The organism is Streptomyces sp. NPDC006602, assembly GCF_042870385.1.
Taxonomy (GTDB): Bacteria; Actinomycetota; Actinomycetes; order Streptomycetales; family Streptomycetaceae; genus Streptomyces.
Window position 1 is genome coordinate 1 of sequence record NZ_JBIAHG010000044.1, and the last position, 21,277, is coordinate 21,277.

15 protein-coding genes and 2 pseudogenes are annotated in these 21,277 nt (G+C 68.8%); 4 read left to right on the plus strand and 13 right to left on the minus strand.

From position 1 onward, the window contains the following. A partial coding sequence (locus ACFYO2_RS44395) for an RNA-guided endonuclease InsQ/TnpB family protein (protein ID WP_388361750.1) occupies positions 1-470 on the minus strand: 470 nt, incomplete at its 3' end. A gap of 244 nt (positions 471-714) precedes the next feature. Between ACFYO2_RS44395 and ACFYO2_RS44400 the strand changes: the two genes are divergently transcribed. Then, on the plus strand, positions 715-921 hold the full coding sequence (locus ACFYO2_RS44400; protein WP_388361753.1) for a hypothetical protein: 207 nt from the start codon (positions 715-717) through the stop codon (positions 919-921). A 4-nt stretch (positions 922-925) separates the two neighbouring features. Here the strand turns inward: ACFYO2_RS44400 and ACFYO2_RS44405 are convergent, their stop codons facing one another. From ACFYO2_RS44405 to ACFYO2_RS44435, 7 genes are all read right to left on the minus strand, one after another. Continuing rightward, positions 926-2,356 (minus strand): hypothetical protein, encoded by a 1,431-nt coding sequence (locus tag ACFYO2_RS44405; RefSeq protein WP_388361755.1) that lies wholly within the window; start codon positions 2,354-2,356, stop codon positions 926-928. Between the two features lie 228 nt (positions 2,357-2,584). Beyond that, a complete protein-coding gene (locus tag ACFYO2_RS44410; protein WP_388361758.1) occupies positions 2,585-3,379 on the minus strand; it encodes an alpha/beta fold hydrolase in 795 nt (264 codons plus the stop codon). A gap of 84 nt (positions 3,380-3,463) precedes the next feature. Continuing rightward, the gene (locus ACFYO2_RS44415; protein WP_388361761.1) at positions 3,464-4,615 is read right to left on the minus strand and encodes a hypothetical protein; all 1,152 of its coding nucleotides are present in this window, start codon (positions 4,613-4,615) and stop codon (positions 3,464-3,466) included. 91 nt (positions 4,616-4,706) lie between these two features. Next, on the minus strand, positions 4,707-7,634 hold the full coding sequence (locus ACFYO2_RS44420) for a Tat pathway signal sequence domain protein (protein ID WP_388361764.1): 2,928 nt from the start codon (positions 7,632-7,634) through the stop codon (positions 4,707-4,709). Between the two features lie 10 nt (positions 7,635-7,644). Beyond that, positions 7,645-8,526 (minus strand): carbohydrate ABC transporter permease, encoded by an 882-nt coding sequence (locus tag ACFYO2_RS44425; protein ID WP_388361767.1) that lies wholly within the window; start codon positions 8,524-8,526, stop codon positions 7,645-7,647. After that, positions 8,523-9,476 carry a carbohydrate ABC transporter permease gene (locus ACFYO2_RS44430; RefSeq protein ID WP_388361769.1) on the minus strand — a complete coding sequence of 318 codons (954 nt, stop codon included), beginning with the start codon at positions 9,474-9,476 and terminating at the stop codon, positions 8,523-8,525. Before ACFYO2_RS44430 ends, ACFYO2_RS44425 begins: the two co-directional genes overlap by 4 nt. Positions 9,477-9,516: 40 nt before the next feature. Further along, positions 9,517-10,845: an ABC transporter substrate-binding protein gene (locus ACFYO2_RS44435; protein ID WP_388361771.1), complete on the minus strand. Its 1,329-nt coding sequence runs from the start codon at positions 10,843-10,845 to the stop codon at positions 9,517-9,519. A gap of 354 nt (positions 10,846-11,199) precedes the next feature. On the opposite strand from ACFYO2_RS44435, the gene ACFYO2_RS44440 reads away from it, so the two are divergent. From ACFYO2_RS44440 to ACFYO2_RS44450, 3 genes and pseudogenes are all read left to right on the plus strand, one after another. After that, on the plus strand, positions 11,200-12,213 hold the full coding sequence (locus tag ACFYO2_RS44440; RefSeq protein ID WP_388361774.1) for a hydroxyacid dehydrogenase: 1,014 nt from the start codon (positions 11,200-11,202) through the stop codon (positions 12,211-12,213). A 234-nt stretch (positions 12,214-12,447) separates the two neighbouring features. Next, positions 12,448-13,551 (plus strand): LacI family DNA-binding transcriptional regulator, encoded by a 1,104-nt coding sequence (locus tag ACFYO2_RS44445; protein ID WP_388361777.1) that lies wholly within the window; start codon positions 12,448-12,450, stop codon positions 13,549-13,551. A gap of 144 nt (positions 13,552-13,695) precedes the next feature. Next, positions 13,696-14,427: pseudogene (locus ACFYO2_RS44450) on the plus strand (MFS transporter); the annotation flags it as partial. Positions 14,428-15,164: 737 nt separating this feature from the next. Here ACFYO2_RS44450 and ACFYO2_RS44455 read toward each other — a convergent pair. The 5 genes and pseudogenes from ACFYO2_RS44455 to sigJ all read right to left on the minus strand — a co-directional run bounded on the left by ACFYO2_RS44455 (position 15,165) and on the right by sigJ (position 21,224). Continuing rightward, a complete protein-coding gene (locus ACFYO2_RS44455; protein ID WP_388361839.1) occupies positions 15,165-17,321 on the minus strand; it encodes an IS200/IS605 family accessory protein TnpB-related protein in 2,157 nt (718 codons plus the stop codon). A 218-nt stretch (positions 17,322-17,539) separates the two neighbouring features. Next, the gene (locus tag ACFYO2_RS44460; RefSeq protein WP_388361780.1) at positions 17,540-18,421 is read right to left on the minus strand and encodes a YceI family protein; all 882 of its coding nucleotides are present in this window, start codon (positions 18,419-18,421) and stop codon (positions 17,540-17,542) included. A gap of 458 nt (positions 18,422-18,879) precedes the next feature. Continuing rightward, positions 18,880-19,524 (minus strand): dihydrofolate reductase family protein, encoded by a 645-nt coding sequence (locus tag ACFYO2_RS44465; RefSeq protein WP_388361783.1) that lies wholly within the window; start codon positions 19,522-19,524, stop codon positions 18,880-18,882. Between the two features lie 243 nt (positions 19,525-19,767). After that, positions 19,768-20,041, minus strand: a pseudogene (locus tag ACFYO2_RS44470) (DUF6191 domain-containing protein); the annotation flags it as partial. Between the two features lie 265 nt (positions 20,042-20,306). After that, positions 20,307-21,224, minus strand: a complete 918-nt coding sequence (gene sigJ / locus ACFYO2_RS44475; RefSeq protein ID WP_388361785.1) for an RNA polymerase sigma factor SigJ — start codon at positions 21,222-21,224, stop codon at positions 20,307-20,309. Positions 21,225-21,277 lie beyond the last annotated feature (53 nt).

Genomic DNA, 21,277 nt, shown 5'->3' on the forward strand with positions numbered 1-21,277 from the left:
ACCGTTACCGTGGACGGCACCGTGCCCTCGGGAAGAGGTCGGGACCAGACAATGTCCAGCGGCTCCGTCATCTTGGCGAGGGTGAGCTTCCCATCCCGGAACCGGAATGCGGAGGACGTGTACTCGGCGGACTTGCGGGACTTCTTCTTCGACTTGAAGCGCGGGTACTTGGCCCGCTTGGCGAAGAAGTTGGAGTACGCCGTCTGCAAGTGCCGAAGTGTCTGCTGCAACGGGACGCTGGAGACCTCGGAGAGGAAGGCCAGCTCCTCGGTCTTCTTCCACGCCGTGAGCATTGCCGAGGTCTGGTTGTAGTTGACCCGCTCCTGACGCGTGAACGCCTCCGACCTCGCGGCCAGGGCAAGGTTGTAGACCTTCCGGACGCACCCGAACGTGCGCGACAGCTCGGCTGCCTGCGCATCGGTCGGAGAGAAGCGGTACTTGAACGCCCGCTTCACATCGGTGGTAGTCACGGTCACAAACTAGACCGCAGTCCTGTAAAGATCAAAGCTGCGGGTCAGAGCACTGCGGTCCGCCCAGGGGGCGAATCGCAGCCCATTGCCCTGCTCCGCAGGAGCTTCGCTTCCTCCCCCACCTAAAGGTAGGGGTATCCACGAAGGAGTCCCGATGAAGTCAGCACCATGGCGGTCCCAGAGCCCTGCGTCAATACAACCCAATTGCTACGAATGCCGGGAATAGTGTCATACAGTTCACTATATGAATATCAATGAGGACAGGCGCCCGGACGAGGGCGAGCGGGGCGACGACTCCGAGCGCTTGGCAGCCGAGAAGTACATCAGCGACCTGCTGGCACGGGGCCAGGCGGTCTTCGAAGGCCAGGAGCCGACACCCCGCACGACGCACATCGTCAGGCGCGCAGACGACGGACGGCTCACCGTCCGCCGTCTGCGCTTTTCCAGCTGACTTCTCAGTCGAAGCAGCGCCGTAGCAGAGCGAGGCCCTCAGTACTCTCGCTGCGGGCGATCTCGTGGGTCTTCAGCCGGGAGGGGTTGTTGTCGACGACCGCCGTGTCGGAGCGATGCTCCTCAGGTACGTGGACCCGGCCGCGTCGCAGAAGGTCCTCGAGAAACGACGTGGCGACCTGCTCGGGGTCGGCGGGCCGGAGCGAGCCGCCGGCGGGGTCGGAGCCGGCGATGCCGAACCGGCGCACCTCCCCCGGGGCGTCGAGGGTGAGCGGCCCCTTGATGCCGTACGCCATCCCCTGGACCGTGACGGTCGTCAAGCCCCGATCGTCGCTGCCGCCCGGCGCCGCCTCGGCGATTCCGGCGGCCCGGCGGGCCACCTCCGGACCGGTGAGGGACGTGGCGGCTTCCAGGGAGAGAATGCCGTGCCGGATGAACGCCGAGCGCAGGGACTGGCCGTGGGCGCCGCCGAACCGACGCTGGTCGGCGGCGATCATGTGCCCCGCGACCTGCGCGTAGTACGCGGACACCACGGGCGCGGCCACGACCGCGTCCACCAGCAGCTGACCCGCGATTTCGCCCGCCTTCGCCAGGGCAGCCTGGTCCTGCACGGGCTGCTGCCGGAAGATCCCGGCCACGACCTTCAGGAACGCGCCGCTGAACACTCGGGAGAACGAGTGCGGACCGCTGGACAGCGTGTTCGCGGGTCCCAGCGGTGGCAACTGCACCGGGTCGCGGTAGAAGAAGTTGTTCGACATGTTGCGCAGGCAGTCCGGCTCGACCCGGTCCGGCTTGATCTGGCGGATCGCCCAGCCCAGTTGCTCGGCCACCCTCGACACACGTGAGGACAGCTCCAGGTCGCCCTGAGTCTCGGCCAGGACGGTGACCCGCAGCGACTCCATCTGGAGTGCGGTCAGCAGGGCGCTGATGTCAGCGAACGCCTCGTGCATGCCATCGGGCTCGTGCGCCGCCACACTCCACAACTGGGGGCGCAGCGCGTCGAGAACCGCGTGGCCCAGCTCATGCCGGACGACCTCGGGGCTCTGGGCCGAGAAGACGTCCACCCCTGCCACCGTGCGGTGGAAGAACTGCAGGCCCCTGCGGTCGTAGAAGGCGTTGAGGTCGACTCCCTCGTCGAGGTGCGCGGTGAGCACGCGTCCGACCGACGGGACCCATTGCGTTCCCGACGGAACCAGCGGACCCCACGTCATGCTGGCGCTGCTCAGCGCATCGGCCGCCACCCAGTAGCGGAAAGCCTCCGTGCCCGGCCCGGCGCTGTCCGGCTGGGGCGCGGGCTGCGCGATGGCCGTCGGGAAGGGCTGCGTCTCGAGCTGCGGCACCGGATGCCGCACCGGCACGACCCCAGGAGGAGGTCCGGGATCGTCCTCGTAGACCAGGACCGTCTGGTTCATGGCCTGCTGTTGCTGCACAGACATCGTGACTCCGTGAAGGGAGAGGTCAGGTGGTGGAGTACACCACGGGGACTTCTAGGCAAAAGCCCCTTATGTCCAGTACGCGGCTAGTGGCCGTCTGTGTCAATTCGAACACTTTGGGTAACCAATAGGGTTGTCGTACGGACATCGACGGTTACGTACAGAGCCGTAAGGCCCCCACGGCCGGGGTCAGGACTCCAGAACATGGCTTCGGCGTTGGCCAACGCCTCGTCACTGCGGAACGGCCCCACTCACCCAGTCCTGAACGAGCCGCACGGTCCGCTCGGGGTGTTCCTCGTGCAGGTAGTGTCCGACGCCGGGCCAGTGGTCCACGCGCGAGCCGCGCACGTGCAGCGTGCTTCTCTCCCAGCCGGCGGCCTCGGCCGACGTCCACACCGTCAGGGCCGGCTGGATACGGCGGCGCAGATACGCCTCACTGCGCGGACGGACGCCGACCGCATCCAGGTCGGTGTACATCCCCGCGTACGTCTGAGCGATGACATGGTCGGGGGTGCCGAGCATGGTGCGGACGTGCGCGGTGCGCAGCCCCGACGGGGCCTGAGGGGAGAACGCGCCTGCCACGAAGGAAGCCGCCGCCCGCGCCCCCCGCTCGCGGTACTCGGCCAACCGGCCCGGAATCCCGGCCACTTCAATGCCCTGCGCGCCGTGGGCGGGGTCGAGCGCGACGACCGAGCGGACCAGCTCCGGGTGCCGTACGGCGAGCAGGCTGACCACCTGCCCGCCCATGGAGTGGCCAACGGCCACCACCGGGCCGCAGCCGAGGACCTCGACCAGCGCGGCCAGGTCGTCCGCCATGTTCACCGGCGTGTTGCCCTGTTCCGGCACCTCGGAGCGGCCGTGGCCGCGCAGGTCGGGGACGATCACGCGGAACCGGTCGGCCAGGGTCTCGGCGTGGACCGACCATTCCCGGCCGTCGCCGCCCCAGCCGTGCGTCAGCAGCAGGGCGGGAGCGTCGACAGGCCCCAGGCTCGTGCAGAACAGGCGGATGCGTCCGAGGTCGATCACGTGTGGCTCTCCTGGTGGGCGGCGTATGCGAAGTCCCCGGGCAGGCGCGGTCACGCCGGCACGCCACTGGGGTCCGATCGGAACTCAGAGTGAGAACAGGAGGGTGCCGAAGCCCGGGTGGTCGCACTGGACAGGAGCGCCCTCCGGACGCAGGCGGGCCGCCACTTGCGCGGTGTACGGCGCGGATCTGCCGGCCCGCTTCACGTAGTGGTTGTACGCCATTTCGTAGATGGGCCGGAACGTGCCACGCCCGTCGGTGGAGATGGCGGACCAGTGCCAGTTGCACCGGCCGAAGGTGGCGTCGTACGGGACGGTGTTGCCGAGGTTGTACTTCGCCGTGTACTCGAAGCCGGACAGCAGCAGGGCCTCGGACGCGCCGTACAGGTCGAGGCCCTGGATCCAGCCGGTCTGGCAGATCTCGGCGAGCGAACCGAGGATCAGCTGGGTGTGCGCCTGGTCGCGGCCGGACTCGCAGCACTGGCCGGTGCCGGGCTGGATCAACTTCGTCAGTCCACAGCAGCTGTTGGTCTGGAAGGCGTTGTACGCGTCGTTGAACAGGGTGAGGTTGTTGCAGGCCACCGCGATCTGCAGCATGCCCTTGATACCCATCAGGCCATAGCCGCCGTCGCCGTAGACGTTGACGAGGGGCACGAAGATGTTCTCGAACATCGCGACGGTGGCGGCGAGTTCCGCGGCTGACCAGCTTCCCGACGGGCCGGTGTAGTGCATGATCTCGACGGCGGCGGCCAGTTTGGCGCCGTAGATGCCGGCGGCGAGTTCGGCGTCCTTGCCGTTGATCTCCCGCAGGGCGTTCGTCCAGGACTTGATGATCTCCAGGGCCTTGGTGGCGTGGGCGGTGTCGCGGGTGATGTACCACATGAGGGCGTTCTGGTAGGCGGCGTTGCAGTCGTACCAGAGCTCTGTGTTGCCGTCTTCGGTGTCGCTGCCCCGGGTGACCGTCGCCCGGCCGCCCGCCACCACGTAGGAGGAACGGGAGAAGAAGTCGGACGCGAAGGCGTTGTAGCCACTCAGCCAGGGCTCGGCGCCCGCGGCGACCTTCGTGCGCATCCGGTCGAGGTCGGCTCGGCCGTGCAGGACGCCGGGGTGGGTGAGGGAGGTCAGGCCCGAGGTGACGGCGGCGGCCGGGTTCGTGCCGGTCAGTGCGGCGCCGGCGGTCACGCCGGCCCCGACGGCGGTGATCTGGAGGAAGCGGCGGCGGGAGCGCGGCTCGTTCATGGGGTTCCTCTTCACTCGGCGTTGAGTGTGGAAAGGGTGTGGAGCGCGGGTCGGTGCGGTCCCCCGTACCGCACCGACCCGGCTCGGACGGTCAGCCTCGGTACAGCACGAGGGTGCTGCGCGGGCCGAGCTTCGGCCGGTCCAAGGCGCCGACGGTCCTGCCGGTGGCGAGGTCGCGGGCGGGGCCGAAGGGAGGGCGGGCGGGAAGGACGAAGGTCTTGTCGGTGCTGGTGTTCATGGCGATGAGGTAGTCGCCGTACTCGCAGAGGTAGAAGGGGGCGCGGCCTACGAGCATGGTCTCGACGCCGTCGAAGTGGACGCCGAGGGTGGGGTCGGGGATGTCGGCGGGCACGGGGGCGAGGCGGTAGACGTCTCCCTCCAGTGCTTGGTGGAGGGTCTCGCCGGGCTGCGGGAAGCCACCGGGCGGGATGTGCGAGGCGCCGGGGTCGTTGATGGCGTAGTCCCACAGGACCCAGTCGCGGGCGGTGAAGGTGGCGTCGGTGGTGCCCGCGGTGCGCTCGCGGAGGGTGGCCGAGCGCTGGTCGACGGGGGTGACGTGGTGGATGCGGGCGTAGTTGTTCACGCCCTGGCGGGAGCGGAAGTAGAGCGAGGCGAAGAACAGCTCCGTGCCGTTCTTGACGGCGACGCAACCGTTCTCCTCGTCGGTGAGGACGAAGTCGGGCTGGTCCCAGCCGGTCGGGATACGGCCGGGCCGGGAGGCCAGGGACTGGAAGTCGTCCCAGTCGCGGGAGAGGAACCGCAGGGCGTTCAGGCCCACCCGGGTCCAGGGGTGGGTGGCCTGGAGGTTGAGCTGAGGGTAGAGCTGGCCGTCGGTGACCATCTCCTGCGTCCAGCCGACGATCTCCGGGTCCTTGAACACGGCGGCCGACATGACGGGGTTGGAGTCCCAGGCGGTGCGGGAGGCGTAGGCGGTCTCGCCGGGGTAGACCTCGTTGCGCCAGCCGATGACGGTCTCGATGCGGGAGATCCGGCAGTGGTCCTTGTCCACGTCGATGACCCGGAACTTCCCGCGTGCCTTGGTCATCATGACCATGTGGTCGCGCAGTTCGGTCGCCTCCTGGCCCTGGTATCCACGCGTGACCGACTCGTACATCATGACCAGCCAGTCGATGACCTCGCCGTAGCTGCCGACGTAGCCGAGTTCGCGGGTCAGACCGGCCTTGGTGACCTGGTAGTAGCCGTCGCCGAGCGGCTTGGTCGCCTTGCCGTCGGCGTCCTCGGGGCCGAGGTAGGGCACCATGCCGATCGACTGGTAGAGGTAGTCGCGCGCCTTGTCCTCCGGCAGGGCCAGGTCCGGGGCGAGGAGCTTCAGGCCCCGGTTGGTCTGGTAGAGGCCGATGGCGCAGATCTGGGCCTGGTTGCTGTAGTGCGGGAAGTGCCGGCGCCAGTAGTCGCGGCTGGACTTGAGCATGTCGACGTACGCGTCCTTGCGCACCGGCGGCACGGGGGTGGTCGTGTCGGTGGGGGCGACGAGGCTGACGTCGTCGAACCAGGCCGTGCCGGGGCCGGACAGGCGCAGGTGCATCTCCATCTGGGTCACGCCGGCCGGGGTGTCGAAGACGAACTCGACGTACTCCCAGTCGTGGGTGCCCTTGCTCGCGTACACCTTGTGGTCGCTGCCGACCAGCTTGCCGCTCGCGTCGAAGAAGAGGGGGTCGATGTGCGCGCCGACGCCCGTGACACCGTCGGTCTTGATCCAGGCGCCGTACTTGTACGTGCCCTGGCCGATACGGGTCCTGGGGGCGGAGAAGACGTAGCTGTAGCCGTTCGTGGTGGTGGCCTGGAGCTTGAGGGAGGCGGAGCCGGAGCGGGAGACGGTGGTGTCGCGGGCCCAGGTGCCGCCACCGGCGGTGGCCCAGCCGGGCATCTGCCAGGAGGTGGGGGTGCCGGTGCCCAGCTCGAAGCCGGGGTTGGCGATGGCGTACGGCGATCCGGTCACCTGGGTGTCGAGGCGGTCGCCGAGGTGCTCCCACAGCAGGGCCAGCACCAGGCCGACCCGGCCGAAGCCCTGCCACTGCTGGTCGGAGCCGGTCAGGACGGTGCTGTCGGCCTTCCAGGCCATGTACCGGCCGTCGATCGCCTGCAGCACCCGGTCGAGCGCCTGCGGGTTCTGGTGGGCGGGGCTGCCGGACCACAGATAGCCCTCGGCCAGCGACTGCATGGCCCAGCCGTCCATGGCGGCTGGGGTCGCGGTGGTGAGGAGGTTCTTCTGGTCCTTCTGCACCCGGGCCTTGATGGCGTCCATGACCTCTTCGCCGCCGGTGCGGGGGGTCGCCGTGGGCGCGGTGCCCTGGACCTCGCCCTTGGGTGGCACGAAGTAGGGATCGGTGTGGGTGTAGAGGCGGTAGATGCCGCGCGAGGCCGCGGTCATCGTGCGGTACAGCTGGCTCGCGTTCTGGCCGTAGGACCAGATGCGGCCCATCGCGCGGATCTCCAGCGTCACCTTGTCCTTGCCGGCGGTCATCTTCTCCGGCAGCGGCAGGGTGTGGAAGAAGAAGCGGCCCGGGGTGCGCGGCGCGGTGTCCAGGATGTCGAGGCTGTCGACGGCGCCCTGGTCCTCGTAGCCGACCTGCTTGCCCTCGCAGAAGAGCTGGAGCCGCCACATGTTGGTGCCGGACGCGGCCTCCTCGGAGGTGTCGTCGTGGTCGTCGCCCCAGAGCCGGACTGTGACGTAGGTGGTCCCGGTCGGGTTGACGGCGACGTCGAACTTCAGCGTGCCGCCCCAAAAGGACGCCGGGTCAGAGGGGTTGAGCACACGTGCCGGCTGGCCGAGGCCGCCGGTGACCGTGTCGGAGCGGGTGGCGTTCAGGTTGTGCGCGGCCTCGGAGTCCGCGTCTGCGAACACGACGACATCGAGTGGGGTACGGCCAGGCGTGGGGGACGTGTCCGGTTCTGCCGCGGCGGCGGGCGCGGCCAGGGGCAGGCCGAGAGCTGTCGCGGCGACACCGGTCGCTCCTGCGTACTTCAGGACGTCACGTCTTCTGGGTGCGTTGGGCACGGTTGTTCCTTTACTTGAGGCTGCCCATGAGGATTCCGCTGCGCCAGTACTTCTGGAGGGCGAACATGAAGACCGCCAGCGGAATGATCGACAGCAGCGACCCGGTGAGGACGAGGGTGTTCATGTCCCGGGAGGTCTGCGCCTGTTGCACCCAGGAGAAGAGGCCCAGGGTGACGGGGAAGGAGCGCTCGCCGTTGAGCATGAACAGGGGCAGGAAGAAGTTGTTCCAGATGTTGACGAAGTCGAGCATGAAGATGGTGATGCCGCCGGTGCGCATCAGTCTGAGCGCGACCGAGAAGAAGATCCGTGTCTCGCTCGCGCCGTCGATGCGGGCCGCCTCCATCAGCTCGGTGGGCACCGAGGTGTCGGCGTACACCTTGCCGAGGTAGACCCCGAACGGGTTGATGAAGTACGGGATCAGCACCGCCCAGATCGTGTTGGTGAGGCCGATCTCGGCGAAGACGAGGTAGAGCGGGAACGCCAGCAGCGTGCTCGGCAGCAGCGAGGCGCCGACGATGACGCCGAAGAGGGCGCCACGCCCCCGGAACTCGAATTTCGCCAGGCCGTAGCCGGCGGCGAGCGAGACGAGGGTCGAACCCGCGGCGCCGACGGTGGAGTACAGGACGGAGTTGAAGATCCAGCGGCCGAAGACGCCGTCGTGGTAGTCCCAGATCGCCTGGAAGTTGTCGGCTAGGTGGTTGGAGGAGAACCACAGGCCGAACGTCGAGTACAGGTCCGTCTGGTTCTTCGTCGACGCCACCAGCAGGAACCAGGTCGGCGCGAGCGAGTAGAGCAGGAACACGATCAGCAGGCCGGTGGTGAGGGCCACCGCGCGGCGCGTCGGGCGGGCTCCGCCACCGGTGGCGGTCGCCGCGTTCGAGACGCTGCTCATGACACCTTCCTGTTCGTGACGCGGTAGAAGACGAAGGCGAGGATGCCGGTGACGACCGCCAGGACGAGCGACTCGGCGGCGGCGTACTGGTAGTCGCCGGTCTTGAACGCCCGGTCGAAGATCTCCAGCATCGGCGTGAAGTCGGTGCTGATGGACTCCGGTGCCACGTACCGCAGGAACAGCGGCTCGGTGAACAGCTGGAGTCGGCCGATCAGGGAGAACATGCCGGTCAGCACCAGGATGCCGGTGATGTTCGGCACCTTGACCGACCAGGCGATCCGCCACTCCTTCGCCCCGTCGAGGCGGGCCGCCTCGTACAGCTCGCGCGGCAGTGCCTGCAGCGAGGCGGAGATCAGGATCATGTTGAAGCCGATGCCCTGCCAGGTCAGCAGGTTGCCCAGCGACAGGTAGGTGTTGAGGCCGCCGAAGAACGTGACACTCGTGCCTGCCTTGTCCGCGATGTCGATGATCGGGCTGGCCGTCGGGCTGTAGAGGAACAGCCAGATCAGCGTCGACACCACGCCCGGGATGACGTACGGGATGAGCAGTCCGGCGCGGAAGAAGCGCACCGCGCGGGCGGCGATGCCGTCGAGCAGGAGGGCCAGCAGGAGGGAGATGCCCAGCATCACCGTGATCTGCGCGGCTCCGAAGAGGAGGGTGCGCAGCATGCCGGCCCAGAAGGTGCCGTCCGCGAGGATCGCCGCGAAGTTGGCGAAGCCCGCGAAGACGACCTTCGTCGGGCCGAAGCCGATGCCGCTGCTCTTCTTCTCGTGCAGGCTCTGGTTGAGGGCGTAGCCGATCGGCACCACGTAGGTGAGGAGGAAGCCGATCAGGAAGGGCAGCATGAACAGCAGGCCCTTGTAGGCTCCCCGTCTCCCGGCCCGGCGGGGGGAGGTCCGCCGGACCGGGGAGTCGGTGGCGACCTTCGCCGGTCGCGTGAGGGTGGACAACGATGTCTCCAAGTGGGTCGCGCCCGTGGGAGGTTGGCGGTCAGCTCGCGGCGACGGCCTTGACGCCCTTGTTCTTCAGGTCGGCGAGCACCCAGTCCTGAAGGTGCGTCAGCATCTCCTTCACGGTGAGCTCCTTCTTCATGACCTTGCCCCACTGCTTCTGCATCTCGGAGTACATGGCCGCGTAGTTCGGCCCGTACTGCCACTGCTCGCCGACGCGGGAGGCCGCGGTGGTGATGATCTGCGCGCTGTCCGACTTCCCGTTGAACATCTCCGCCGGGATGATCTTGTCGACGTAGGGGGAGACGTCCTTGACCGCCGGGAAGAGACCCGACTTCGACGCGGGGTCGGTGAGCGCGGTCAGCGACTCCTTGCTGCTGGACAGCCAGGCCGCGAACTGGGCTGCACGGTCGGAGTACTTGCAGCCCTTGAGTACGGCGGTGACGTCGAAGTTGCTGGAGGTCTGCGGCTTGGCCGGGTCGAAGACCGGCGCGTCGGCGAGCTGCCACTTGCCCTTGGACTTGGGGAAGTTGGTGTCGTAGATCGGCAACTGCCAGGTGGAGGTGGTCATCAGGATGGTCTTGCCGAGGTCCCAGGTCTTGAAGACGCCGGGGTCGGCGTAGGAGGCGTTGGAGGCGAGGCCGTTGTCCACGAGTTGCTGGACGATGTCGCCGGCCTTGAGCGCGTCCGGCGAGGTGAAGCCGATCTCCCAGTGGTCGTCGTCGATCTTGTACCACTGCGCACCCGCCTGCCAGGACAGGTCGACGAGCGTGCTCGGGTCCTCGCCCGCCATGTTGTAGATCTTGACGCCCTTGTCCTTCTTCTGCACCGCCTTGCCCGCGGCGATCAGGTCGTCCCAGGTGGTCGGGGCCTTGATGCCGTACTTCTGGAACAGGTCCGCCCGGTAGGCGGTGAACAGCGGGGAGGATCCGGTGGGGATTCCGTAGGTGGCGCCGCCGGGGCTGACCGCGTTCCAGGCGGGGGTCGTGTAGCGGGACTTGTACGGGGCGGCGACCTTGGTGATGTCGGTGAGCAGCCCGTCGGCGGCGAAGTTCGCCAGGTTCATCCCGTCCATCTTGGACAGGCAGGGGGCGTTGCCCGAGGTGATCGCGGCGCGCAGCTTCTGGTAGACGGTGTCGCCGGCCGCGTTGACGTACTTCACCTGTGTGTCCGGGTGCTCCTTGTTCCACACCGCGACCTGCTGCTGGATGCCCTCGGTCCAGCTCCAGAACTCCAGCTGCACCTTGCCCTTGGTGGTCTTCGCCGCCGCCGAGTCGGTGTCGCCGCCGCCACCGCAGGCGCTCAGGGCGAGGGAAAGGGAGAGGGCGGCGGCCGCGCCGGCGAAGGCTTTCGTACGGGTGGTGCTCATCGGTCCTCCGGAGATGGGCGGACAGCGCCTGCGGCGGGGGAGGGCGCGGGCGGCTGTAAGCGGGAGAGGGGAAGAGGAAGCGTCGGCTGTAGAAACCGTTTCCCGTGGAACGTAAGACCTCGGAGGACCCACCACAAGAGGCAGGCCATCAATTGTTTCGCCAGGCTTGCGCATGGGTTACGCGGTTTATGCCTCTGAGCTGCGGCTTGGTGGCCTCACCCACTTCGAGGCCCGGTCGGCCCGGGCCCCGGCGCTTCCAGAGGCTCGTTGACCGACAGCCATCACGAGCCCTAATTTGGAATACGGTTACTACATCGGTTGCCTCTTCGGCCCTCCCTCGAGATGCGGAGCCCCATGTCCACGTCACAGCTGCCTCGCGCCGTGTTCGTCATGGACCCGGTGCACCTTCCCGCGCTCTTCCCGCCCCGCCAGATGGCACGGCTGACCTCACTGGCACGGCTCGATCCCGCCCTGGTCGTACGGGACTTCGCCGATCCGGCGGTGGCCGGGCAGCTCGCCGAGTCCGAGGTGCTGATCACCGGCTGGGGGTGCCCGCGCGTCGACGAGGACGTCCTGTCCGCGGCACCCCGGCTGCGGGCCGTGCTGCACGCGGCGGGCAGCGTGCGCGACCTGCTCGCGCCCGCGGTCTGGGGCCGGGGCATCACGGTGTCGAGCGCGGTGCAGGCCAACGCGCTTCCGGTGGCCGAGTACACGCTCGCCGCGATCCTGCTGTCCGGCAAGGACGCCTTCGGACTGCGGGAGCGCTTCCGCACCGAGCACGTGTTCCCGCCGTCCGGCGCCTACTGGAGGGTCGGCAACCTCGGCAGGCGGGTCGGGATCATCGGCGCCTCCCGGGTCGGACGCCGCTTGCTCGAACTGCTGCGGCCGCTGGACTTCTCGGTGACGCTGTACGACCCGTACGTCGACGCCACCGAGGCTGCCGCGCTCGGCGCCACCCTCCTGCCACTGGACGAGCTGATGCGCACCAGCGACATCGTCAGCCTGCACGCTCCCGACACCCCGGAGACACACCGGATGCTCGACCGTCGGCGGCTGTCGCTGATTCCGGACGGCTCGGTGCTCGTGAACACCTCCCGGGGCGCACTCGTCGATCCCGACGCGCTCACCGACGAACTGGTCACCGGGCGGATCGGCGCCGTGCTGGACGTGACCGAACCGGAGCCACTGCCCGCGGACTCGCCGCTGTACCGACTGCCCAACGTCTTTCTCACCCCGCACATCGCCGGATCACTCGGCAACGAGCTGGAGCGGCTGGGCCGCACCGTCGTGGACGAACTGGCACTGCTCACCGCGGGAGTACCACTCGCGCACGCCGTGGTCCAGGCCGACCTGGTCAACAGTGCCTGAACCACGGAGGTTCCGAGCCACGGGCCCATCCGCGGTCGGCCGTGTGCAGACCCTTTCCCGCAGCAGCTCACGGTCTCAAGACAGGAGGAGACAAGGGAGGTCGTCGTGACCCCGGCGCAGGTAGATGACGGACATGGCGACAACCTGGCACAGCAAACGTTTACTGCAGGTCCCCCTTTGTCCGTACGCTCGCAAGCTTCGAGCAGCACCGGATGCAGTAACGTCGGTCTTGTGATGGACCACGGGAAGAGCGCCGGCAAAGGCCCGGGAGGCCGCAAGACCAGGCGGAAATCAGCCGCGTCGGACGGCCCCAGCACGATCCGCGATGTCGCGGCCAAGGCGGGCGTTTCCGTAGCAACCGTTTCCCGCACTCTGGCCGGCAACTACCCGGTGTCGACGGAAACCAGGGCCCGCGTCATGGCAGCCGTGGAGTCACTGCACTACGTGGTGAACGTCCACGCCAAGGCCCTCTCCGGAGGAGTCGCCGGTCCCGTCGCCCTCGTCATCCAGGACATCACCGGCCCCTCACTGGCGCACGTCGCCGCCGGCGTGGAACAGGAGGCCACCAGCCGCGGTCGGCTGAGCCTGGTGTGCTCCACGCACGGCGACGCCGCCCGGGAGGACGACCTGGTCCAGCTCATGCGGGAGCAGCACGCCGCCGCGGTCGTCCTCGTCGGCGGAGTGGTGCCCGACGACGCCTATCACCGCCGTATGGCCGAGTACGCCAAGGCCCTCGATGCCGCCGGATCCCGGCTGGTGCTGGTCGGGCGTCCTCCGCTGCCCGGCGGTATCCCTGCGACCGTGGTCGAGTACGACAACCGGGGCGGCGCGTTCCAGGCCACTTCGCATCTGCTCGCCGCCGGACACAGCCGCATCCTCTTCCTCGGCGGCGAGCCCGGGTTCAGCAGTGCCGACCAGCGCCGCGACGGCCATCTGGCCGCCCTGCGCGCCCACTCGGTCCCCTACGAGGCGGAACTGGACGTACCGGGCTCGTACACCCGCACCTCGGGCTACCGCCGGGTGCGAGACGCACTGGGCGCCGGCCTGGAGTTCACGGCTGTCCACGCCGGGACCGACGCGATCGCCGTCGGCGCCCTGGCCGCCCTGCGCGAGGCGGGCCTGCGGGCCCCCCGTGACGTTTCACTGGTCGGCTTCGACGACGTCCCCTTTGCCACGGACCTGACGCCGTCCCTCACCACGGTCCGTGTCCCGTACGTGGAACTGGGCCGGACCGCTGTACGCCTGGCGCTCGACCGGGAGGAGAGCATCGCGGGCGACGACCACGTGGTGCTCAGCACGCAGTTGGTGATCCGGGAGTCCGTTCGGCCGCCCAGGTGATGTGATGCTGAGCCGCCGGCCGGCATCCGCGTCGGCCGGGTGTGGATGACGCCCCGCTCGCGGCCGAAGCGGTTGGCCTCCGCCGGTGAGCCGGTGCACCCGTAGGCCATCGACTCCTCTCGATGCTGGGCCGGACCAGCGAAGACGGCCTTCACCTGGTGGCAGACCAAGGCCTCGCATCCGTTGCTGCCGCTGCGCGTACTCCTGGACCGCAACCGTGGCGCGTCCTTCATCGCCATGCTGATCTCCAGTGCCGGAATGTTCGGCGTGTTCCTCTTCCTCGCCTACTACCTACAACTCAGCCTCGGCTTCTCCGCTGTCCGGACGGGCCTGGCCTTCCTCCCGATGGTCGGCGCCCTCATGGTGAGCGCCACCACGTCCACCAGTTTCCTGATCCCGCGTTTCGGCCCGAAGATCGTGGTCCCGCTCGGCATGGTTCTCGGAGCCGTCGGCCTGGTCTGGCTGACCGCTCTCGACATGGGCAGCACGTACGCGGCCCACATCCTGCCGCCACTGCTGGTGGTCGGTCTCGGCATCGGTCTGATCATGGCTCCGGGCATGAGCCTCGCCACCAGTGGTGTGGCCGCCGAGGACGCCGGAGTCGCCTCGGCCTCCGTCAACACCATGCAGCAGATCGGCGGTTCCATCGGCACGGCGCTGCTCAACACCCTCGCCGCCAGCGCCGCCACCTCCTATCTGGTCGACAAGGACCCCACCAACAAGCTCAACCAGGCCCAGGCGGCACTGGAGTCCTACTCCACCGCCTACTGGTGGTCGGCCGGCTTCTTCGCGGCCGGCGCACTGATCACGGTGCTGCTCTACCGGCGCGGCGTCCCGGCGGTCGACGCGGACGCAGCTCCCACAGTCCACATGTAAGCGGCATGTGGTGGCCCGCGCCCACCTGTGGGGACGGGGAGGGTACGGGCAACTGGCCCGGTGCTTTCAAGCACCGGGCCAGTGAAGTTGGCGCCCCGTGTTTTCCGTGATCGAGAAGGGCTCCGCGGACATGGCCGCAGACCGACGCCGTCCTGGCCGAACTTCACGACGAAGGGCAGGTCTTCAACCGCCGCTACCTCTCCGAAGCCTCAGTGGCCGAACTCCTCACCGAACAACTCCACCGAGAACGACCGGCAGCTTCCCCCACCCGAACCCAATCAACGCGGGACGTGACCCGGGCGCGGACGCGGGTAGTCTCGGCGATCTGGACAGCACGCCCTGGGCACTGCATGCTGCAGCGTGCCCACTTGCAGTGGTGGCCGCGTGGAGGAGTGGGATGGCATGGAGCGATCGTCGAGTGAGGCTCCGGTGCCGGAGAGCGTGCGCTACCGGCTGACCCTCTGGCAGCGGGGGCTGCCTCTACTGCCGATGTGCGTGGTGGGCACGGTCTCCCAGGTCCTGTTCTGGTTCGAGGGGTCCCATCCTCCCGGGTTTGCCGGAGCGACGGCATTCTGGATCGCCATGCCATTGCTGTTCATGATCATTCAGCGGTACTTCGGTGTCACCCTCACGCCGTCAGCGGCCGTCGTTCGCAACTTGCGACGGCGGCCCATCCCATGGGTATCTGTCCAGAGCATCCAGGTCGAGGCGTTCCTCGGTACCCGGACGGTTGTCATCTACGAGGCAAGCGGTCGCCGTACTCGCCTGCGCGCCCCCGTCACCGGGTTCCTCGCCTGGGACCAGAAGTTCGAGGAGAAGTTCCACACCATCGGGAGATGGTGGCTGGACCATCGTGGACCGGATTGGCTTCCTGTGCCGCCACCGTGGTACCGGGCGGACGGCAGGCCAACCTCCGAGCGGAATCCCTTCGCCCCTCCCGCGTAGTCACCGGCCCGGCAATGAAGATCCGCCTGAAGTAACGCGGGGGCGAAGTCCGGAGCCGAGCCACTGGCATCGGTCAGCCAGTTGTTTCGAGAACGTCGTTGAGGGCCTTGCGGAGGAACTCGCCGGTCATGCGGGAGGGTCGCCGCTGCGGTCGTGCTGGAACAGCAACGGCATGGGCGGATTCCACACACGTCCGTTGTACTCGTAGGCGGCAACCCGCGGGACGGCTCCGGGGCGGGGGGCGCAAGTGCACTCACGCCAGTCATGGTCCGGTACCGTTCGTACAGACTGAGCGGGAGTGAGTCCTGTTGCCAGGACTCTTGCTCAGCCGGGTGTCCCGAACGGTGTTGGGCACCCTGGTCGCCCGCTTTCGCTCCACAACCGGGCGGCGCGCATCCGGTGCGCGGTCCGGGAATGTGGGGGCGGGTTTCCTCACGCCTGCGGGTGTCCGGTCGGGCCTGGACGGTCCGATGCCCCGCACCATCACTCTGGTGATGCGGGGGCGGTGCCGTCCGTCGCCTGATCGGATGCCCGAGGGCGCGTCGCCCGACCGCGATGCTCGCCGCATCGTGCCGGGAAATCTTGCGAGTCGGTGTGGTCAGGGGGTTCTGCCAGTGCTGGGCGCCCCAGCGGCTGGTGTAGGCCGGGTCGACCGCGACGACGGCCACGTTCCGTTCGGCGGCCATCGACACCAGCCGGGCCTTGAGCTTCGCGGTGGGGAAGCGGGAGATGAGGCGGCGGAAGCGTTTGTTGCGGCCGTGCTGCTCGCGGCCCTTCTCCGCCGTGAAGTCGAGGTCCTCGATGGCGATCGCGGCGGCCCCGCACCGGCGGGTGTGGTGCAGCAGCCGGGTCAGGGCGTGCCGGATCTGCGCGTCCCGGTGCTCCGTGCTGCCCGACAGGTCGTAGAAGAACCGTTGGGGTTCGCCGACCGGGTTGCCGTGCACATCCAACTGCCAGGCGGCCAGGTGGTCGTCGTTCATGTCCACCCCCACCACACCCCGCGCCAGCGCCGCCTCAAGCGGCAGGACGGGGGCGGCGGCGCGCTGCCAGGACGCGGTGACGTACCAGCGGCCGCGCCCGGTGTCGTGGTGGATGCGGTAGGCCACCGCCCGGTTCGCGGTGACCCGGTCACGCCACTCCTGCCCGCGGTGCTGGAACCGTACGACCGCGTCGAGGAGGTAGCGGCCGTGCGGGGCGTTGGCCAGGTGGGCCAGCGGGGCCGGGAGCTTGACCGAGACCTGTCCGGTGTCGGTGACGCGGATCGTCTCGTTGCCGAACCGCTTGCCCGACTCCCCGTCGGCGGCCAGGAACATCCGCTCCGCCCGCCACCGCTGACGCCACGCCGCTGTATCCAGTCCGGCCGCCTCAAGGTGGTGACGGGTGTTCGCGAGGCGTCTGCCGCCGCGCACCACCCGCACCCGGCCCGCCACCCGGTCCGCCTCCACCACCGCGAGCCGGTCCTTCAAGGTGTGCAGGCGGCGGGATTTGGCATGCCACTCACCGCGCGTGGCATAGCCGCGCGCGAGCCCTGCCCGCTTGTCGGCCTTGGCGCCCAGCGGCCGGGCCAGCCGCGCCTCGATCGACGCGATCTGCCTGCGCAGCCAGGTGAGGTGGGCGGCCTGGCCGCGGCGGGCCAGCGCCCACTGGTCATGGGTGGCCTTGGTGATACTGCCCGCCCAGCGCGCCGACGACCTCCCCGTCAGCGCGCGCTTGCGCACCGCCCACGAGGCCGCATCATGCGCCAGCCCCTGCCGGGAACGTACGGCGAGATCACCCGCGGCCAGCGAACCCAGGAACACCCCGACCTCGGCGAGCACCGCCGCGTCCGCCTCCGACACCCGCAGCCGGTCCCGCACCGCCACCCCGGCCGGACCGGGCACCACGAACGACGCTACCAACTCCCGCAGCCCGCCCACCCCTTCACCCCCCCGGCCGAAGACCCCCGTCACCGAAGTCAACGAGCCGCCCCCGCAAAGGTCACACATTCGACCCGAGAACTCCCGTTCCCCTGCCGAGTGCGAAGGACCACAGCACAGCCCCGCCGGAAGACCCTCCTGGCGCGCGGATGAACCACCCCATCCAGTACAGGCACTCACTCACGCTCACCAGAAGTCACTTCTGCTCAGAACAGCGGCAGCAGTTCCCAACCCCACCCGGGGCGACCGGTTCACCCCGTGGGCACGACCTGCACGTCGAGGTCGATCCGAATGCTGGGCCCGACGACCGCGATCCCCCGCGCCAGCATCGTCTGCCAGCTGACCGTGAAGTCGTCCCGGCGCAGCTCGGTGGTGGCCCGGCAGGCCGCCCGCACCTCGCCCTCCATGCCGTTCCCGAGCCCGAGGTACTCCGTGTCGAGAGTGACCGTACGGGTTACACCGTGCAGCGACAGCGCGCCCGTGATCGCCCACCGGTTGCCGCCCTTGTGCACGAACCGCTCGCTGTAGAACTCCAGCGTCGGGAAGCGCTGCACGTCGAGGAAGTCCTCCGACCGCAGATGGTCGTCGCGCATCCTGACGTTCGTGTCGATGGACGCCGCGTCGATGACGACATGCATCGCCGAATGGTCCACCTGGTCAGCGATCCGTATCACCCCCGCGAAGGAGTTGAACCGCCCGTGGATCCGGGCCAGCCCGATGTGCCGCGCGGTGAAGGCGATCGAGGAGTGCGTCGGCTCGATCTCCCAGTCCCCGGGCGACGGCAGCTCGGGCGGCCGGGCCACCTGGAGCGTCACATCGCCGAGCGAGGCGAGCGCGTTCTCCCCGACCACGGCGGTCACCCGGTACGGCGTGTATCCCTCGGCCGAGACCGCGAGCCGGTACTCCCCCGCCGGCACCGTCGTCACGAACGACCCGAAGGGATCCATACCTCCGCCGACCACCTTGCGGCCCGTGGAGTCGGTGACCGCGAACTCGGCTTGGACCACTGGCTCGTTGACCGGATCGAGCACCCGGCAGGTGAGGACCCCGGCGCTCGGCGGGGTCCGCACCGCCGACAGGGGACTCGCCCGCTGCGTCCGGTTCGTTCGGCTTCCCAGCCAGCGACCGACCATGTTCGACACCCCTGCACGACTCGCCATCACTGTTGCCGAAGACGCATTCGACCACTGATGAGGCTTTCCAGGCAACACAAGGCCACATCATGGGAAACCAGCGCATGTGCCGGATCTAAGGACGAGTGGCTCCAAGTGGCTCCGAGTTGGCCTCATGCGGCCTCATGTGGACCGAATCAGCCATGCTGGTCGGGATCTCGCTGCGCCATCAGGCCCCGGCCCCGAAGTCCCCGAGGATCTTGGCCCCGCACCTCCAACCGGTAGTGGGCCGTGCCGCCCCTGACGACATCAAGGCCCGCATCCGCCGACCGAGCCCCGCCCGCGTCCGGCCGCGCCTCGACGCCCCGGAACGTGCCGCCGGGATCCTCCTGCTCGCCTACGACTGGACCAAGGGACTGCCGACCGAGGAAAGCGAGGACCCCGGCGGCAAGAACGTGACCCACACTGGCGGGGCGGCTTCAGTCGTCGCGCCCGACACCGCGATCGGGTGCACTCATGTCCCCTGTCCTGGGCGTGCCGTCGGCGAGCCCGTAGCGCAGGTACACGGTGCCCGTCGGGCTGGCTGCCGGCGGTTCGAGGAGTGTGACGTTCGTGGGCACCGCGCCACCGTCGAACACCTTCTTCCCGACGCCGAGCACGACCGGGTGCACCCAGAGGTCGAGACGGTCGAAGAGCTTCTCGCGCAGGAGGGTCTGCACCAGGTCCAGGCTCCCGACGACCTTCACGTTCTCATGCCGGTCACGGATCTCCCGGACCGCGCCGGCCAGATCCGGGCCGAGCTGCGTGGACCCGGCCCACGAGAGGTCGGGCTTGCCGCGGGAGGCCACGTACTTCGGGACGCTGTTGAAGAGCGTGGCGATCTCGTTGTCCTCGCCGCCCTCCTGGTACGGCCAATAGGCGGCGAAGATGTCATACGTCCGCCGGCCGAGGAGGAGGGCGTCCGTTCCCTCGTACGCGGCACCGATCTGAGCGCTGGCGACCTCGTCCAGCAGCGGCGCCTGCCAGCCACCGAACGGGAACCCCACCGGGTCCTCATCCGGGCCGCCGGGCGACTGCCCGACGAGGTCGAGGGTTGCGAACAGCTCGATGTGGATGAGGCCCATGCCTTACTCCCGGTGAGTTGGTTGTCTCGCTCGGAAGGTAGACCTGTGGGCCCCGGCGAACTCATCGCAGCGACGGCACCCAGCTTCGTACTCGTCCACCGCCTCGCCATCGGTCAGCGTCCTTGCGACGCCCGGCAGCAGGCTCGACAGGTATGCCGTGCGCCCTTGGTTCAGGGCCGCAGCAGTAAGGCGTGGGCAAGCGCCGTGCGGCCCGTCAGCCGCGTCCGCGACGGGCTCGTCGGCCTCGCATTCAGTTGTTGTCCGGTTCGGTGGCGCCCCGTCTTCCTCGTCGTCCCGCATCACGAGTGCCGACTGCCGCTCCTTGAGTTCGTTCTGCTGCCCGGGCGCAAAGCTCGCGTGGAGCTGCTCAAACCCGGTCGCTGATATTGGCCCTGTCGGACGCTGTTGCGCCATGGCAGAAGTCCGGCCCGCCCAGCACGGAGAAGCAGCTGATCTAGGCCACGACGGTCAACAGGATGACCAGTCCGGGCAAGGTCATGAAGACGGCGAATCCCATGCCCTCAGTACCCGGACCAGAGGGCGATGCCGACAGATCTGACGGTAGGGCGAACGTGAAACGCTCGGCCGTGCCGACCTCGAACACCACCTCGACTATCGGTGTCCGACCGCCCGGCGTGGCCTTCCGTCAAGGCCCGCGACACATACAACACCGCCCCGACCTCATCGACGACTGCCTTGCCGGCACAGACTCACCCTCACCGGCCGGGCCGACAGCACCCCGAAGACGCAGTGGGAACCGAGGAGCGCGGAAAGCGAGGGCCCTATCCCTTCCGCGCCCACGGCCGCAGCTTCTCCGGGTTGCGGACCGCCCAGATCCGGGTGACGCGCCCGTTGGAGACCTCGAACGAGGCTACGGTCATCACGACGCCGGCACGCTGGGCCACCAGGCCCGGCATACCGTTGACCGACCGCTCGAGGAGTTCGAGCCCCGGAGCCTTGTCGGCGATGGCGACCATGTACTGGGCGATGCGCGCGCCGCCTTCGACCGGGCGCAGGACGGTGCCGACCATGCCGCCGCCATCGGCGGTCATCACGGCGGCCGGGTTGAGGAGGCCGACGAGGGTTGCGATGTCCTTGGTCTCCCATGCCTCTTTGACGTGCCGCACCACGTCGGTCTGGCCGGTCGCCGGCGCGGGAGCGCGCGCGATGCTCGCCCGCCGCCGGGCGGAGGCCGCCAGCTGCTTGCAGGCCGCAGGGGTCCGGCCGAGAACGTCGGCGATCTCGGCGAACGGGTACCGGAAGACGTCATGCATGACGAACGCCACCCGCTCGGCGGGCGTCATCGACTCCAGGACGACGAGGAAGGCCATGGCCACCGACTCGTCCAGGACGATCTGGTCGGCGGGGTCCGCAGGGCCGGTGAGGTCGGCGCCGCCCGCGTGGTTCCACTCGGTGCGGTCGGGCAGCGGCTCGGGCAGCCACGCGCCGACATAGCGTTCACGGCGGGCCCGCGCCGAGCCGAGCAGGTCCAGGCAGATGCGGCTGGTCACCGTCGTCAGCCAGGCGCCGGGGGACAGGATCTCCTCCTGCCGGCTTCGTGGTAACCCGTACCAGCGGGCGTAGGCATCCTGTACGGCGTCCTCGGCCTCGGTCACCGAACCGAGCAACCGGTAAGCGACATTGATCAGTTGGCGTCGCTCGCCGGCTATCTCATCTGTGCTGGTCCCGACAGTCCCCATGCTTCCGGCCACCCCCTCGCCTTACCTTTCGCGGGCCCGCGTCGTCGGGCTGG

Excerpts from the sequence above, each read along its gene's own strand:
- ACFYO2_RS44440 (WP_388361774.1), top strand. The coding sequence starts at position 11,200 with ATGTCCACGTCACAGCTGCCTCGCGCCGTGTTCGTCATGGACCCGGTG.
- ACFYO2_RS44425 (WP_388361767.1), bottom strand. The coding sequence starts at position 8,526 with ATGAGCAGCGTCTCGAACGCGGCGACCGCCACCGGTGGCGGAGCCCGC.
- ACFYO2_RS44400 (WP_388361753.1), top strand. The coding sequence starts at position 715 with ATGAATATCAATGAGGACAGGCGCCCGGACGAGGGCGAGCGGGGCGAC.
- ACFYO2_RS44405 (WP_388361755.1), bottom strand. The coding sequence starts at position 2,356 with ATGTCTGTGCAGCAACAGCAGGCCATGAACCAGACGGTCCTGGTCTAC.
- ACFYO2_RS44445 (WP_388361777.1), top strand. The coding sequence starts at position 12,448 with ATGGACCACGGGAAGAGCGCCGGCAAAGGCCCGGGAGGCCGCAAGACC.
- sigJ (WP_388361785.1), bottom strand. The coding sequence starts at position 21,224 with ATGGGGACTGTCGGGACCAGCACAGATGAGATAGCCGGCGAGCGACGC.
- ACFYO2_RS44465 (WP_388361783.1), bottom strand. The coding sequence starts at position 19,524 with ATGGGCCTCATCCACATCGAGCTGTTCGCAACCCTCGACCTCGTCGGG.
- ACFYO2_RS44435 (WP_388361771.1), bottom strand. The coding sequence starts at position 10,845 with ATGAGCACCACCCGTACGAAAGCCTTCGCCGGCGCGGCCGCCGCCCTC.
- ACFYO2_RS44460 (WP_388361780.1), bottom strand. The coding sequence starts at position 18,421 with ATGGTCGGTCGCTGGCTGGGAAGCCGAACGAACCGGACGCAGCGGGCG.
- ACFYO2_RS44415 (WP_388361761.1), bottom strand. The coding sequence starts at position 4,615 with ATGAACGAGCCGCGCTCCCGCCGCCGCTTCCTCCAGATCACCGCCGTC.